The sequence below is a fragment of the Pedobacter punctiformis genome (assembly GCF_027213715.1).
Classification (GTDB): Bacteria; Bacteroidota; Bacteroidia; order Sphingobacteriales; family Sphingobacteriaceae; genus Pedobacter; species Pedobacter punctiformis.
The window spans coordinates 180,858-197,148 of sequence record NZ_JAPWGM010000004.1; the positions used below are offsets into that span (position 1 = coordinate 180,858).

Genomic DNA, 16,291 nt, shown 5'->3' on the forward strand with positions numbered 1-16,291 from the left:
TAAAAAGTACACCATGGATAATGTAGTTTATACACTAAATAGGCCTTATTTTGATATTAAACAGATAAAACTGTTGTTATAAAAGCTTTAAATGTTATTTTTTTTTATAACTTCGGACTTAATAAAATTAACAAGAAATGAGTTTAAAAGGCTATAAAGGCGTAATTTACGGAGATGCCGTTCAAGAATTATTTGAGCAGGCTAAAAAACATCAGTTTGCTTTACCGGCAGTAAACGTTACTGGTACAAATACAGTTAACGCGGTTTTAGAAACTGCAAAGGCAGTAAATTCGCCTGTTATGATTCAATTATCTAATGGCGGTGCTCAGTTTTATGCGGGCAAATCGTTAGATAACGAGAAATTACAAGCATGTATCTTAGGTGCTGTATCGGCAGCTAAACATGTACATTTATTGGCAGAACATTATGGTGTTGCTGTGGTTTTACATACAGACCATGCCGCTAAAAAATTGTTGCCTTGGATTGATGGCCTTTTAGACCATGGTGAAAAATTCTTCGCTGAAACGGGAAAACCTTTATTTTCATCACATATGCTTGATTTATCAGAAGAGCCGATTGAAGAAAATATGGAAATTTCTGCTAAATATTTTGCCCGTATGGCCAAAATGAATATGACGATCGAAATCGAACTTGGTGTTACAGGTGGCGAAGAAGATGGTGTTGATAACAGCGATGTAGACAGTTCGAAATTATATACTCAGCCAAGTGAAGTTGCTTATGCTTACGAAGAATTAAGCAAAGTTTCTCCACGTTTTACTGTTGCTGCAGCTTTTGGTAATGTACACGGTGTTTATAAGCCAGGTAATGTTAAGTTACAACCGGTAATTTTGAAAAACTCTCAGGATTTTATCAAAGAAAAATTTAACCTGATTGCTGAAAAACCAATCAACTTTGTTTTCCATGGTGGTTCAGGTTCTTCTCAGGAAGAGATCAGAGAGGCAATTTCTTATGGTGCCATTAAAATGAACATAGATACCGATATGCAATGGGCATTTTGGGAAGGTATTTTAGAGTATTATAAAAAGAACGAAGCTTATCTTCAGGGGCAGATTGGTAATCCTGATGGCGATGATAAACCAAACAAGAAATATTATGATCCACGTGTTTGGTTGCGTAAAGGTGAAGAAGCTTTTGTTAAACGTTTAACAACTGCTTTTGAAGATTTAAACTGCATTAACGCAAACGATAAACTTTAAGATTAAAGTTTTAGCATTAAACTAAAACTTTATCCTTTATAAAAACATTTAACCATTAAAAGAAAACGCCATAGGTATAAAAACTTATGGCGTTTTCTTTTGTTTTAGTCTTATATTTAAGCAAACAAAATGTAATGAAGAATTCTAAAAAAGAGGCGAAAAAAAATAGCTTTTTCGAACGTTTTGCCAATGCGGCAACCAAATTTACGGGTAGTTCTGTTGCATTTATTTCTGCTACAGTAATTGTAATTGTATGGGCGGTAACCGGGCCATTATTTAATTATTCTGAAACCTGGCAACTGGTGATAAATACCGGAACCACCATTATTACATTTTTAATGGTGTTTTTAATCCAAAAAGCACAAAATAAAGATGGGAAAGCCATTCAGCTTAAATTAAATGAATTAATAGCGGCACATGAAAGGGCAAGCAACCGTATGGTGGATATTGAGGATCTGACGGAAAAAGAATTGGACCAGTTGCATAAATTTTACGTTACGCTGGCTACATTAGCCAAAAAAGAAGCCGATATTCACTGTTCTCATTCAATAGATGTGGCAACAGAGTTGAATGAGTTAAAATTAAAAACGAATAAACACTTTAAAAATCAAAAATAATGAGCTTGCTGGTTCAAAAAGTAAATCACCCTGAAGATTTAGAAAAGGTTTTTGCCATACGCAAAATAGTTTTTGTAGAAGAACAAAATTGTCCGCCGGAATTGGAGTGGGAACATGAAGATGAATCAGTGCACTTTTTGGCTACACATAACGGGCAACCCTGTGGTGCCTGTCGCTGGCGCAAAACAGATGCGGGTTATAAGCTTGAGCGTTTTGCCGTATTAAAGGAATTTAGAGGAATGGGGGTTGGACGTGCATTAATTGCCGAAGCTTTATCTGATTTGCCTGAAAATGCGCATTACATTTATCTAAACTCGCAGTTGGATGCCATGAGCTTGTATGCTAAGTTTGGTTTTATTGCCGAAGGCGACCAGTTTGAAGAAGCCGGAATACAGCATTTCAAAATGGTGAAAAAGATTTAATTTCTACCACGGTTATTGACAACCGTTTTAATGTTTTATATTATCTGAAGTTGTTTAAACCCGATTGAAGCGGCATCCCCGATTTTTCATCGGGATATAGTGAAAAGCGGGACCAGCTTTCCAAAGAAGTACAGGCGCTGCTTTCCAAAAAGACTGGAAAAATACTCAGCTTTTGAATAATCTCGTTGATAACTATAATTCAAGCAATTTCAAGTACAGACTTAATAGTGATTAGGAAATGAATGGGCAGTAGTTTTTAACTTAGAGCGGTCCCGCTCCCGTTTCTGTCCCGATGGAAGAATCGGGACATTTCACTCCGATCGGGTTTAAAAACAAAGTTGCTGCCTTTACAAGTGATAGTTGAAGATTGCTTCGTGCCTCGCAATGACGAACTTAAGAGAAGAATAAGCTATCCAAATATCTTTCCGGATAAAACCATGGCCTCATTCCATTTATCCATATTCAGGTTTAAATTTTCTCCCTTTGCGTTTAAAAAGCTAATTACGTCTTCAGTCGCAATATTTCCGGTCAGGTCATCAGCGGCCATCGGGCAACCCCCAAAACCTTTTAAAGCAGCGTCAATTCGTTTTACGCCAGAATTATATGCGGCTTCAATTTTTTCGAAACGTTGAGCAGGAGTGGAGTGTAAATGAATGCCAATTTCAATGTTTTTGAACCTGGAAATTAGTTCAGGTAAAATACTTTCAATTTTTTGAGGTGTTGAAACGCCAACAGTATCGGCCAGTGAAAGAATTTGAACACCTTTATTAACCAAAACATCTGCCCATTTTTCTACAATCTCATAATTCCAATCATCGCCATAGGGATTACCAAAGCCCATTGATAAATAAACGACTGCTGTTTTATTGTTTTTAGCACAAAGAGCAAGCATTTCTTCAACTGTATTTAAAGATTGGGCAATGCTGGAGTTTGTATTGCGCTGCTGGAACGTTTCTGAGATAGAAAAGGGAAAACCAAGGTAATGGATCTGTTCGTGCAATACAGCCTCTTCAACGCCTCTTAAATTGGCTACAATGGCCAATAATTTAGTATTGGTTTGATCCAGGTTCAAATTTGCAAGAACTTCCTTCGTATCTGCCAGTTGCGGAATGGCTTTAGGAGATACAAAACTGCCAAAATCGAGCGTATCGAACCCCACTTGTAAAAGTAAATTCAAATATGCTGATTTGAGTGCTGTGGGTACGAAATCATGCAGGCCCTGCATAGCATCACGCGGGCATTCTACTAATTTGAATTGGTTTTGGCTCATTTGGTTATCGGTCTGTCGTTATTGCTTTGTACTTCACAATAACGGGCAATTATTTAAAGTGTTCTGTTTTTATAAGCATCGTAATCGGTAAGTGCTACCTGGTAATTTCCGAGCATATAGGGCGAAGATATTAAAAAATCAGCCGTTGCTACATCACAGGCCATAGGAATGTTCCAAACAATGCCAATGCGTAACAATGCTTTAACATCAGGATCATGCGGTTGGGCCTCCATCGGATCCCAAAAAAAGATTAAAATATCGATCTCTCCCTGTGCAATTAAAGCACCAATCTGCTGGTCGCCACCTAAAGGACCACTTAATAACTTTCTAACGGGTAAATTTAACCGTTCTTCAATCAGTTTTCCTGTGGTTCCTGTTGCAAGCAATTCATGGCCTGCAAAAGCATCCCGGTTTGTGGTTACCCAATTTAACAAATCATCTTTACGATTATCGTGTGCAACCAGTGCAATTCTTTTATTTGGCGTTAATGTTTTATAAGTCATCTATAAATTTTGAGATCAAACTTTTTTAACTTCTTCAACTTTAGGTATATCTGTACGATAATCAATGCTTCTATCTTTTGCAAAGGTTCGGATAATTAACCTTGCACCCCTGTCATAGCTAAAATAACACCAAAGCCAGTTTACAAAAACAATAATTTTGTTTCTAAAACCCACCAGCGTCATTAAGTGAACAAACATCCAGGTAAACCAGGCAAAAACACCCTGAAAGCGAATTTTGCCTAAATCTACCACCGCCTTGTTCCGGCCGACAGTAGCCATAGAACCTTTATCAAAATACTTGAATTTTTCTAAAGGTTTATTTTCTTTGATGTTAACCAGGTTCTTTGCCAGCTGATGCCCTTGCTGGATCGCGGCAGGGGCAACACCTGGGTGACCGTTGGGCGTTTCGTCATCTATAATTGCGGCAACATCGCCAATGGCATAAATATTAGCATAGCCGGAGATTAAATTCTGTGTATCTGTTTTTAATCTTCCACCTCTTACAATTTCAGCTTTATCCAAACCGGGTATAACCTGACCTTTAACACCAGCACTCCAAATTACTGTAGAAGCGAGGATGGGCGGTTTATCCTGTAAAGTAAGTGTTTGTCCATCGTACGCTAAAACCCGTGTACTGTTCATAACGTTAACACCCATTTCCAGTAAAAAGTCTTTCGATTTTTGCTGTGCCTGGGGAGACATTACACCCAATAACTCAGGAGAGTTTTCAATTAAATAAATATTGACTTTTTTCAAGTCTAATTCGGGATAATCATTTGGAATAACATGCTTTTTAAGCTCTGCAATGGCTCCGGAAGTTTCTACACCTGTTGGACCACCACCTACAACCACAAAGTTTAGCAGCGCTGTTTTTTTGTCTTTATTTGCCTCGATCAGTGATTTTTCAAAGTTCTGCAAAATCAAACTTCTTAAATCCAATGCTTCGGGGATAGATTTCATGGGCATTGAATTATTTTCAATTTCCTGATTGCCAAAAAAATTACTGGTAGAGCCCGTTGCGATTACTAAGTAATCGTAAGTGATTTTACCAATATCGGTTAAAATGCAATTCTCTGCCGAAATGATTTCATTCACCTTTGTAACCCGGAAAAGCAGGTTTTTTTGCCCCTTAAAAATTTTTCTGATTGGAAAAGCGATGGAGTCCGGCTCTAAACCTCCGGTTGCAACCTGATAAAGTAAAGGCTGAAAGGTATGGTAATTATGTTTATCGAGCATAACCACCTGAAAGGGTTTCTTTTTTAATCTTTTTGCTAATTCAATACCGCCAAAACCACCACCAACTATAACTACTCTCGGGTATTCACTTTTAGGAAGGTCTAAATCCATTCTTTGGGTTTTTTATATACAAATGTAACAAAAAGAGGACCAAAAGATTTAAAAACTGAGGCTTTGATTGTACAAATGAACGATTTGTATAGAAGTAACTTTGGGATGACTGATGATGAGCATCCGACCACTTTTAAACCAGTGTACATAGGTTAGATAAAAGCAGTGGCATAAAAAAAGCGTTCCGGTTTTTAAACCGGAACGCTTATATTTTTAAAAATTTTAAATCTTATTTTTTCTCCGCTGAGCTACCCAAATCAATTACGATAGGGGTAGAGATACATAATGATGAGTATGTACCAATGATACGGCCGATTAACAAGGCGAAAATAAATCCGCGGATGCTGTCGCCACCGAAAATAAAGATTACCAATAACACGAAGAATACGGTTAATGAAGTTAAAATCGTACGACTTAATGTACTGTTCAACGCGAAGTTGATTAAATGGTTACGTTCTTCACCATGTAAATCTTCTTTACCAGATTCTTTTAATTTCTCACGGATACGGTCAAACACAACAACGGTCTCTGTCATGGTATAACCCATTACTGTTAAAATTGCTGCAATAAAATCCTGACCAATTTCTAATGAGAATGGCATAATACCATCTAAAATGGTGTAGAATGAAAGTACCATTAACACATCATGGAATAATGCGATAACTGCACCCAAACCATATTGCCATTTTTTAAATCGTACTACGATGTAGATAAACATGAATAAACAGGAGATTAATACCGCGTAGAAAGCACCATTTACAATATCGCTGGCGATAATTGGCGTAACTTTTTGCGAACTTACAATCTCATATTTAGAACCTGCTAAACCTTTGTTTAAAGCATCTTCAACAAGTTTATCTGTTTTAACATCCTGATCTTCGATGTGGAAAGTCGTGGTAATTTTAACCTGACTGTCTTCGCCTGCAGTTTTAACCTCAGGCGTTTCATTACCGAATACCGGGTTTAACTTTGATTTTAAATCTTCAGTATTTACCGCTTTATCAAAGTGAACCAGGTAGGTTCTACCACCTTTAAAATCAACACCAAGGTTTAAACCTCCGTTTTTGAAATACATACCTATACCAGCAATAATAATTAAGGTAGAGATTACATAGTATATTTTACGACGGCCAACAAAGTTGAAGCTGATGTTTTTAAATGCATTACGGGTAACGCTGTTATCAAAGCTGATGTCAATTTTGCGGTTTAATAACGATTCGAAAACAACTCTCGAAATGGCTACGGCAGCAAACAATGAAGAAAGGATACCAATACATAAAGTAGTTGCAAAACCTTGAACTGGTCCGCTACCGAAAACGTAAAGGATAGCACCTAAAATAAATAAAGTAACGTTTGAGTCAATGATTGAAGGCATTGCATGTTTAAAACCTTCTTTAATTGCTGCGCTGGTATTTTTACCGTGAGCAAGTTCTTCACGTACACGCTCAAAAATCAGGATGTTTGCATCAACTGATAAACCTATGGTTAGTACGATACCTGCAATACCTGGTAAGGTTAATACTGCACCCAATGATACTAAAATACCAATGATGAAGAATAAGTTTAATAATAAAGCAAAGTTTGCAACCCATCCTGCACGGTGATAATATAACGCCATGAAGACTAAGATTACGATAAACGCAATTACGAATGAAATTAAACCGTCGTGAATGGCTTGTGCACCTAAAGTAGGACCAACTACGAAACTACCGGCAATACGGGCAGGAGCAGGTAATTTACCAGCTTTTAAGATGTTTGATAAATCTTTAGTGTCGTTTTGAGTAAAGTTGCCTGTAATTGAAGAAACACCGTTAGGGATTTCGTTTTGTACTGTTGGAGCAGAATAAACTGCGTTATCCAATACAATTGCAATTGCTTTTAAGTTATTTCTGTCAGCAGAAGCTTCGGCAGTAATTTTTTTCCATTTCGCAGCACCCTCGCTGGTCATGTACATCGTTACTTCCGGTTTACCTTTCTGGTCAAAGTCATTACGTGAATCACTGATAGACTCGCCACCTAAATCAGGCTTACCATCAGCACTAAGTGCTTTAATGGCATAAAGTTCGAAAACTTTAGTGCCTTCCATTGGTTTAACACTCCACATAAACTTCATGGTAGAAGGAATGGATGCAGCAACCTCAGGAATTTTGAAGTATGAATTTACTTTAGCGGTATCTTTTTGAGCTACCCAACCAACAATTGGTCCCGGACGTAATTGTTGTTGTCCGTTCTCTGCAGTATAAGTAGGAATACTTAATACAGAAAATAAAGGGTTAGATTTCGCTAATTCTGCTTTAACAGCAGTAGAATCTTTTTTGCCTAAGCCGGCTAATTTACCACCTTTAGCGGTTGTATCTTTAGCGGTAGCTTTTTCTAAACCAGCTAATTTACCGCCAGCAGCAGCAGTAGTCGTGGTGGTATCCGTAGCAGCAGTTTTAGTATCTTTTAAAGTAGTTACTAAAGTTTTGTTGATACCTTCTAATACAGGAAGCACTTCCTGTACCTGGTAAACTTGCCAAAACTGTAATTCAGCAGAACCTTGTAATAATTTAGAAATACGTTCTTTATCCTGAACACCCGGCATCTCAATTAAGATACGGTTGCTACCTTCTTGTTTTTGCATGTTTGGACTTACCACACCAAAACCATCAATACGCGAGCGTAAGATGATAAATGAACGGTCAATAGCACTTGTTGCTTCTTTCTCCAGGAAAGATTGAACTTCACCATTACTCGCCGTCGATTTTAACTGAGTAGCATTATCCTGGTTAGAAAAATATTCTGCAAGTTTTACACCAGGGCTTAATTTTTCAAATTCATTAACAAATAATTTGATGTAATCTTTACCGCCAGCATTAAGTTGGGTTTGTGCATTTTGCAATGCTTTGTTAAAATTAGCATCAGTAGGGCTGCCTGCTAAAGATTTAACTAATTCTGATAACGATATCTCCATCGTTACGTTCATACCACCTTTTAAGTCTAAACCCAAGTTAATCTCTTTAGATTTAACTTCCTGATAAGTGAAACCTAATAAAGGATAAACCTTAACTGTGCTCATCGAATCCAGATAAGCCTTTTCTTTGGCCATATCCCCCTTAGCATAGTTTTTAGCATCTTTCTCTACGCTGGATGATACCAGAGTAAAGGAAAGTGCATACGCACAAACGATAGCCAATACTATCGCTATAAACTTAATAAAACCTTTTCCTTGCATTGTTTGTTTAAAATAATTTGTCTTTCGCTGTTTTTTAACAAGTCGGCAAATCTAATTAAATTTTTAAATTATAGAACCCCTTAATTGATAATTTATTAAGATTAATTTTTATGAAGCATTTATCCCTAGTTTCGTTACACCAATGTGGAGTAAATATTAAGGCTTAAAGTTCAAATTTTTAGTATAAAACCATCGCTGTTTTAAGTGACGAAGCAATCTCGCCGGGGGTAATTATTGAGCTTAATTTTAATTTGGAAAGCAGATCCGGTAATTTTTCGGTTAAGTTCTGTCCCGCTAATGCTACTGCCGGAGAAAAACCGGCATTCGCGTATATCGGGTTTAAGGTGGCGCAGCCTCAGTAGCTATGAATGTTGGGGTTTAAATTAAAGCGATCATCATTGCGTAGAACGAAGCAATCTTAATGCATCCGTCATCCAAAGCAATGAGCTGATTTACACACGCTCTAGTACCGAAAAAGTATAATCATAAGGATTTTTTTCATCCGCCTGATGCGTTTCAGATCTTACTTCTTTCCATTCACTTTTATCAATTTCTGGAAAAAAAGTATCCGCATCAAAATGATGATGGATTGTCGTTAAAAATAAAGTATCTGTTTTGGGTAAAGCCTGTCTGTAAATTTCTGCTCCGCCAACTATAAAAATATCTTTTTCCTCATTTTTACTGATTGATAAGGCTTCATCCAGACTGTTTACAACCTCAACACCTTCAATTTTCAGGTTCTTATCCCGGCTAATTACAATATTTCTGCGGTTTGGCAATGGTCTGCCCACTGAGTCAAAAGTTTTACGACCCATAATAACCGTATGACCGCTGGTGGTTTGCTTAAAGAATTTTAAATCGGCAGGCATATGCCATAAAAGCTGATTGTTTTTGCCAATGGCGTAATTTTCGCCAACAGCTACTGCAATTGATATTTTACTCATAATTTTGTTCATTGGTTCATTTGCTCATTGGTTTTAAACTGTCGAGCTTTTTCCAATATATTTTATATAAGCATTCAACTTAATGTGAATAACTTCTAATTGATTTAATAGTTTTTGAAAGGTTTCTTCCGATATCAGAGCCCTATGCCTCATTTTTCTAAGAAAGGACTTAGTTTCAAGGATTGAGCCCCGGCTGTAATAGCAAAAATTTTTATTCTCTTTAAAATGGAAACGCCCATAACCTTCAGCAATATTAGCGCTTATTGAATCGGCAGCTCGGCAAACCTGTTTACCTATGGTATCTTTTGCAAAGAAATCCCAGCCGGCAGTAACATCCCATATCGCATTTGAAAAATCTTCCGCAAGAATGTAAACATCAAGGTCTTCAATTTTGTTATAGCTCATAATCGTTTGTTTAATTGAAGCTAATCAATAAACTTTAGATTTTTTTACTAATGAACTAGTGAACAAATGATGCCATTGAACTATACCGCTACAACTCCTTTAATGTGTGGATGTGCCTCGTAATTTTCTAAAGTGAAATCCTCAAATTTGAAATCAAAAATGCTTTTTACTTCAGGATTAATTTTCATTACAGGCAGCGGTTTTGGCTCGCGGCTTAATTGCAGGTTTGCCTGCTCAATATGATTATTGTATAAATGTGCATCGCCCAGCGTATGAATAAAATCGCCAGCTTCCAGGCCGCAAACCTGCGCCACCATCATGGTTAATAAAGCATAAGAGGCAATATTAAAAGGTACACCCAAAAATATGTCCGCACTGCGCTGATACAACTGGCAGCTTAATTTTCCATCGGCTACGTAAAATTGAAAGAATGCATGACAAGGCGGCAAGGCCATGTGTTCAATTTCGGCCACGTTCCATGCAGAAACAATTATACGACGCGAATCCGGGTTGTTTTTGATGGTATTGATGATGTTGATAATCTGATCAATGTGTTTCCCATCCGGCGTAGGCCAGCTCCTCCACTGCGATCCATAAACCGGGCCAAGGTTTCCATCGGCATCTGCCCATTCATCCCAAATACGAACGCCATTATCTTTAAGGTATTTAATATTGGTATCACCCGTTAAAAACCAGATTAACTCATGAATAATAGACTTTAAATGCAGTTTTTTAGTGGTCACCATAGGAAAGCCCTCCTGAAGGTTAAAACGCATCTGATAGCCAAAAACACTAATGGTTCCCGTGCCGGTTCTGTCATGTTTCTGCGCTCCATTATCCAGCACGTGCTGCATTAAATCTAAATATTGTTTCATATTATTCTGATAATTTACAAATATCTAAAATTTATAAGTGGCTGTATATTTTAGTTTTCGACATCTTCATATTTTTAAACAAGCCTGACGATTACAAAGTATTTACATTTTGTATGTTTGCAATCAGAGCCAGTTGCTTTTAGTCATCATAAGGCTCAGAACTTAAGACTTACAAACTCAAGACTCAAATGTTATCTTTTCCAAACGCAAAAATTAATCTAGGCTTAAACATTACCTCAAAGCGGGAAGATGGCTATCATAACCTCGAAACTGTTTTTTATCCGATAGGCGTTAAGGATGCAGTAGAAATTACGGATGCAGCTGAAACCACTTGTATAATTAAAGGAATAGAAATTCCCGGCAACACAACAGATAATATTTGTCTGAAAGCATTTGAACTGTTGCGAAGGGATTTTGAAATTCCACATCAGCAAATTACCCTGTTGAAAAACATTCCGGTTGGTGCAGGTTTGGGCGGAGGCTCGGCTGATGCAGCCTTTTTAATTAAGTTGGTTAATGATAAATTTAAGTTGGGTCTGTCGGTTGAACAAATGCAGGCTTATTGCAGGCAATTGGGGGCAGATTGCGCCTTTTTTATTGAAAATAAACCCGTTTATGCTTTTGGTAAGGGAGATGAATTTGAAAAGCTGGAGGTAGATTTGTCATCATATTATCTTGTTTTGGTAAAACCACCTGTACATGTAAGCACAGCTGATGCTTATGCAGGTATAAATGCTCAAAAACCTTTGCAATCCCTGAAAGAAATCATACATTTGCCCCCAACAACATGGAAATATAAGGTTACCAACGATTTCGAGCAATCGGTATTCGATCAGTATCCCCAAATTCGTCAAATAAAAACCAGTTTATATGATGCAGGCGCTACATTCGCTTTAATGAGTGGCAGCGGCTCGTCGGTATTTGCTCTATTTAACCAACCGGTTAAATTGCCCGAACTGGAAAAAAACAACATTGTATATTATAACATTTAAAAGAGATGGAGATAAATCTCATCCGCAAAAGCGGTAAATTTAATTTTGAAGCAGAAAATGAAGGCGGTTTTACCGTACAATTAGATGCAAAACCCGCCATTGGTGGTGAAGGGAAGGGTTTTAGACCTATGGAAATGCTGTTGGTTGGCCTGGGTGGTTGCAGTGGTATTGATATGGTTAATGTTTTAACCAAACAAAAAGAACCCTTAGATGATGTTAAAATCAATATTAAAGCAACGAGAAAAGACGAAGAAATGCCACCGATCTTTGATGTGATTGATATTAACTTCGATTTATACGGAGATTTAAACGAAGCCAAAGTTCAACGGGCATTACAAATGACTTTTGATAAATATTGTTCGGTTTCTAATATTTTAGGCCGTTCAGCAACTATAAACTTTACTTATAAAATTCATAACAGTTAATCCGTTTAAACTATAAACGGTAGCTAAAATTATATTTACAATACAATGAAATCCGAAAATTTTGAAACCATAGCCATTCGTACCCAAACCGAAAGAAGCCTGCATAAAGAACATTCATCGCCTATTTACCTGACTTCGAGTTATAAATTTGATGATGCAGAAGAAATGCGTGCTCTTTTTGCAAATGAGAAAGAAGGAAATGTGTACAGCCGTTATTCAAATCCAAATACATCCGAGTTTATCGAAAAAATGTGTCTTTTAGAAGGTGCTGAAGATGGTTTTGCTACTGCAACCGGAATGGCTGCCATATTTACCACTTTTGGTGCTTTTTTAAAAAGTGGCGATCACATTATTTCCAGCCGCTCGGTTTTTGGTTCTACACACCAATTGCTAACCAATGTTTTCTCTAAATGGGGTGTAACTTTCGATTACGCAGATTTGGATAAACCTGAAGAATGGGAAGGCTTGATTAAGCCAAATACCAAAATGATTTTTGTTGAAACACCGTCAAACCCCGGTATCGATATTATTGACTTAGAGTTTTTAGGCAATTTAGCCAAAAAACACAATCAACTTTTGGTGGTTGATAATTGTTTTGCTACGCCATACTTGCAACAGCCAATAAAATTTGGAGCACACATTTCTATCCATTCAGCTACAAAATATATCGATGGACAAGGACGCGTATTGGGCGGAATTATTTTAGGTACTAAAGATTTAATTGCTGAGGTTATCGGCTTTGCCCGTCACAGCGGACCAGCTTTATCACCTTTCAACGCCTGGATTTTATCGAAAAGTTTAGAAACCCTGGCTGTTCGCATGGATCGCCATTGCGAAAATGCATTGAAAGTTGCCGAATACCTGGAGAAACATCCTAAAATTAAATTGGTTAAATACCCATTTTTAAAATCGCATCCGCAGTACGAAATTGCTAAAAAACAAATGCGTCAGGGTGGTGGTATTGTAACTATTGTAGTTGATGGTGGAGTAGAAGGTGCCCGTAAATTTATGGATAGCCTTAAAATGTTCTCTATTTCTGCAAATCTTGCCGATACACGCTCAATTGCTACACATCCGGCAACAAGTACACACTCTAAATTAACAGAGGAACAACGTAATGAAGTGGGTATTGAGCAGGGATCTGTTCGTTTATCAATCGGGCTGGAGCACATTAACGATATTTTAGCAGATATAGAACAGGCTTTGGCTTAATATCTTTTAAAAACCTGCTTAATAAAAATTAGCTAAAACGCTACTTTAGATAAATAATATGAAAAAATACTGTTTTATTTTCCTAGCCGCATTTATGTTTTCTTGTAATCAACAAAGCAATAAACAAAGTGTTTTAGCTAAAAATGCAGGTTTAAATTTGGAGGAAATAACCTTCAATGAAAAACCGCTTGATATTCTAAAATCGAGAATAGACAGCAGTAAAAATGAAGAATCAGCTTTTGTAGAAAAAGGATATTCAGAACCGTTCGATTATCCGGTGGGTTATAAATTTGAACCCTGGAATGAGAAAGATTCATTTTATGGCAAAGCTTATTATAGTAAAGCCATTGATAGTATGGCCCATTATGGTGATTTATATTTTGATCACATTGCATTTTTAGAACATAATGATAAAACAGTTGCTCTTTTGGCCACTGTTGAGGTTTACGCTGATAGTATTTACAATAATTTGGTTAAAAAACTTAATAAACAATATGGTACACCAAGCTTTAGCCCACAAACAGATATAGATGTGTTTTATGAGTGGACAGGCAAGGATAGATACATTCAAACTGATTATTACAAAGGTTTCTCGGCATTGGCAATGTCTGATAAAAAAACCGAAATGAAAGAAACATTTACAATACAACTACTGATTTTTAATAAACAAGCGGGACTGGAAATTAACAACATCCAACAAAAAAACTATTTAAAAACTAAAAATTACAAAGTAATGCCTGGTGATTTTAAATTGTATAGCCAGGATCCTGCTAAAAATTTAGAGTTGGCCAATCAGCTTCTTTCAGAGAAATTTAAGTAGGCATTACGGTAAATGGCAATATGACCGATGTAGAATTTATAACTGCTGAACTAAAGACCTTAAGCGAGCCAGGATTTTTAGAAAAAATGGCCCGTTTTGGAATTGATACCTCCAAAGCATTAGGTGTGCGCATTCCTGAAGTTCGGAAACTGGCCAAGCAAATCGGTAAAAATCAGGAAATTTCTCTGGCCTTATGGGAAACAGGAATTCACGAATCAAGAATTTTAGCCAGCATTATTGGCGATCATAAACTGGTTACCGAAAAACAAATAGATCAATGGAGTCATGAATTTAGCTCCTGGGATGTATGTGATCAGGCTTGCGGAAATTTGTTTGTTAAAACGCCTTATTTTAAGCAGAAAGCTTTAGAATATACATTAGCTGAACCCGAATTTGTAAAACGTACAGGTTTTGTTTTAATGGCTGAGGCTGCGGTACATTTAAAAAAGGAAGCGAACGAAACCTTTATCGGTTTTCTTCCAATTATAGAACGTGAAGCCGCTGATCAGCGTAATTTTGTTAAAAAAGCCATTAACTGGGCTTTGAGGCAAATCGGAAAAAGAAATGCCATTTTGCATAATCATGCCATCGATACCTGCAACAATATTTTGGATCAGCGTAATAAAAAGGCCAATTGGGTTGCCCTGGATGCACTAAGGGAATTGCAAAGCGAAAAAGTGCTGAATAAAATCGGCTAATCATTACTTATCCTACATCAATGTGCAGCAGCAAAAACCATAGTAAATTTGTATCATAAACAAGAAAGGAAATTTATGTCACAATTTATTTTGCACAAAGAAAACACCCGCGGTCATGCAAATCATGGTTGGTTAAATGCACATCACTCATTTAGTTTTGCTAACTATTACAATCCTGAAAGGATGCATTTTGGGGTTTTAAGAGTTTTAAATGATGACAGTATTGATGGTGGTATGGGTTTTGGTTCGCATCCACACGATAATATGGAAATTATAACCATTCCATTAGCAGGAGCCATAGCCCACAAAGACAGCATGGGAAATGCTGCGGTAATCAAAAACGGAGAAATTCAGGTAATGAGCGCCGGAACAGGTGTAAGTCACAGTGAGTTTAATGCTAATGCAGATGAACAATTAAATTTATTGCAGATTTGGTTATTCCCTAACAAAAAGAATGTTACACCACGTTACGATCAAATGGCTTTGGATGTTGAAGCACGTCACAACAATTTTCAACAGATTTTATCACCAAATGCAGACGATGCAGGTGTTTGGATTCATCAGGATGCCTGGTTTTCTTTGGGTAAATTTGATGAAGGTTTTGAAACCGAATATAAAATCAAAAAAGCCGGAAACGGAGTTTATGCTTTCGTAATTAATGGTGAAGTAACTATTGATGGGCAAACATTAAGCAAAAGAGACGGGCTTGGTATCTGGGATACTGATAAAGTCAGTTTTAAAGCAAATTCTGCAGATGCAGAAGTATTGTTAATGGATTTACCAATGGAATTGTAATAAAAACAATTAAATGTCACGCTAAATAGCTTAGCGTGACATTTTTTTTAAACCTTTTTATGCCACTTACTATACTTTATATTGGCAGAGATGCCGAAATTACAACAGTGATGCACCGTTTGCTTAACGAAAGACCAGAATGGACCGGGCTAACTGTTTGTAATGATGATGAAGCTGTTTCTATTTGCAAAAAACAACAGCTTGACCTGGTTTTGCTTGGAAATGGTATTAATGCCGAATGCGAAGCAACTTTAAGGCAAAAACTAACTTCCATCCGTCCGGGATTAAAAATTATCCAGCATTACGGCGGGGGGAGCGGTTTGTTGTATGGAGAAATTATGAGCGCAATTAATTAAAATTTAGCGTTTATTGGTTCTTCTCAAATCATTGTACCGTTTTCTCTTTTTAAACGGGATTGTAGCGATATCCCCGATTTTTTCTATCGGGATTAAGCGTAAAGCCCGGCTGGCTCAAATAGTAGCATAAGCATAGCTTTCCAAATCAGATTAATATTTTAAACTGGAAATTAACCTGG

General features: G+C 37.0%; 17 protein-coding genes. 10 read left to right on the forward strand and 7 right to left on the reverse strand.

The window, feature by feature from the left end; all coding sequences use genetic code 11:
• The first annotated feature begins 137 nt into the window (after positions 1-137).
• The 3 genes from fbaA to O0955_RS12885 all read left to right on the forward strand — a co-directional run bounded on the left by fbaA (position 138) and on the right by O0955_RS12885 (position 2,256).
• Positions 138-1,217 (forward strand): class II fructose-bisphosphate aldolase, encoded by a 1,080-nt coding sequence (fbaA, locus tag O0955_RS12875; protein WP_269427953.1) that lies wholly within the window; start codon positions 138-140, stop codon positions 1,215-1,217.
• A gap of 134 nt (positions 1,218-1,351) precedes the next feature.
• The gene (locus O0955_RS12880) at positions 1,352-1,834 is read left to right on the forward strand and encodes a low affinity iron permease family protein (RefSeq protein WP_269427954.1); all 483 of its coding nucleotides are present in this window, start codon (positions 1,352-1,354) and stop codon (positions 1,832-1,834) included.
• A complete protein-coding gene (locus tag O0955_RS12885) occupies positions 1,834-2,256 on the forward strand; it encodes a GNAT family N-acetyltransferase (RefSeq protein WP_269427955.1) in 423 nt (140 codons plus the stop codon). Before O0955_RS12880 ends, O0955_RS12885 begins: the two co-directional genes overlap by 1 nt.
• Before the next feature lie 409 nt (positions 2,257-2,665).
• Here O0955_RS12885 and O0955_RS12890 read toward each other — a convergent pair whose 3' ends face one another.
• The 7 genes from O0955_RS12890 to O0955_RS12920 all read right to left on the reverse strand — a co-directional run bounded on the left by O0955_RS12890 (position 2,666) and on the right by O0955_RS12920 (position 10,814).
• A complete protein-coding gene (locus O0955_RS12890; protein ID WP_269427956.1) occupies positions 2,666-3,526 on the reverse strand; it encodes a hydroxymethylglutaryl-CoA lyase in 861 nt (286 codons plus the stop codon).
• Positions 3,527-3,579: 53 nt separating this feature from the next.
• The gene (locus O0955_RS12895; protein ID WP_269427957.1) at positions 3,580-4,029 is read right to left on the reverse strand and encodes a methylglyoxal synthase; all 450 of its coding nucleotides are present in this window, start codon (positions 4,027-4,029) and stop codon (positions 3,580-3,582) included.
• Positions 4,030-4,044: 15 nt separating this feature from the next.
• Positions 4,045-5,376, reverse strand: a complete 1,332-nt coding sequence (locus tag O0955_RS12900) for an NAD(P)/FAD-dependent oxidoreductase (RefSeq protein WP_269427958.1) — start codon at positions 5,374-5,376, stop codon at positions 4,045-4,047.
• 229 nt (positions 5,377-5,605) lie between these two features.
• Positions 5,606-8,590 (reverse strand): protein translocase subunit SecDF, encoded by a 2,985-nt coding sequence (gene secDF, locus O0955_RS12905; protein WP_269427959.1) that lies wholly within the window; start codon positions 8,588-8,590, stop codon positions 5,606-5,608.
• 452 nt (positions 8,591-9,042) lie between these two features.
• A complete protein-coding gene (locus tag O0955_RS12910; protein ID WP_269427960.1) occupies positions 9,043-9,534 on the reverse strand; it encodes a dihydrofolate reductase in 492 nt (163 codons plus the stop codon).
• 33 nt (positions 9,535-9,567) lie between these two features.
• On the reverse strand, positions 9,568-9,939 hold the full coding sequence (locus tag O0955_RS12915) for a four helix bundle protein (protein ID WP_269427961.1): 372 nt from the start codon (positions 9,937-9,939) through the stop codon (positions 9,568-9,570).
• Between the two features lie 80 nt (positions 9,940-10,019).
• Positions 10,020-10,814: a thymidylate synthase gene (locus tag O0955_RS12920; RefSeq protein ID WP_269427962.1), complete on the reverse strand. Its 795-nt coding sequence runs from the start codon at positions 10,812-10,814 to the stop codon at positions 10,020-10,022.
• A gap of 188 nt (positions 10,815-11,002) precedes the next feature.
• Here O0955_RS12920 and ispE point away from each other — a divergent pair, with 188 nt between their 5' ends.
• The 7 genes from ispE to O0955_RS12955 all read left to right on the forward strand — a co-directional run bounded on the left by ispE (position 11,003) and on the right by O0955_RS12955 (position 16,112).
• Positions 11,003-11,806, forward strand: coding sequence for a 4-(cytidine 5'-diphospho)-2-C-methyl-D-erythritol kinase (gene ispE / locus O0955_RS12925; RefSeq protein ID WP_269427963.1), 804 nt, complete (start codon positions 11,003-11,005; stop codon positions 11,804-11,806).
• Positions 11,807-11,811: 5 nt separating this feature from the next.
• Positions 11,812-12,231, forward strand: a complete 420-nt coding sequence (locus O0955_RS12930) for an OsmC family protein (protein ID WP_269427964.1) — start codon at positions 11,812-11,814, stop codon at positions 12,229-12,231.
• Between the two features lie 45 nt (positions 12,232-12,276).
• Positions 12,277-13,443, forward strand: coding sequence for a trans-sulfuration enzyme family protein (locus O0955_RS12935; RefSeq protein ID WP_269427965.1), 1,167 nt, complete (start codon positions 12,277-12,279; stop codon positions 13,441-13,443).
• Between the two features lie 58 nt (positions 13,444-13,501).
• Positions 13,502-14,263: a hypothetical protein gene (locus O0955_RS12940; protein ID WP_269427966.1), complete on the forward strand. Its 762-nt coding sequence runs from the start codon at positions 13,502-13,504 to the stop codon at positions 14,261-14,263.
• A gap of 20 nt (positions 14,264-14,283) precedes the next feature.
• Complete coding sequence (locus O0955_RS12945; protein WP_269427967.1) at positions 14,284-14,961, forward strand: DNA alkylation repair protein; 678 nt, start codon at positions 14,284-14,286, stop codon at positions 14,959-14,961.
• A gap of 75 nt (positions 14,962-15,036) precedes the next feature.
• Positions 15,037-15,756, forward strand: a complete 720-nt coding sequence (locus tag O0955_RS12950) for a pirin family protein (RefSeq protein ID WP_269427968.1) — start codon at positions 15,037-15,039, stop codon at positions 15,754-15,756.
• 59 nt (positions 15,757-15,815) lie between these two features.
• Positions 15,816-16,112 (forward strand): hypothetical protein, encoded by a 297-nt coding sequence (locus tag O0955_RS12955; protein WP_269427969.1) that lies wholly within the window; start codon positions 15,816-15,818, stop codon positions 16,110-16,112.
• Positions 16,113-16,291: the final 179 nt, after the last annotated feature.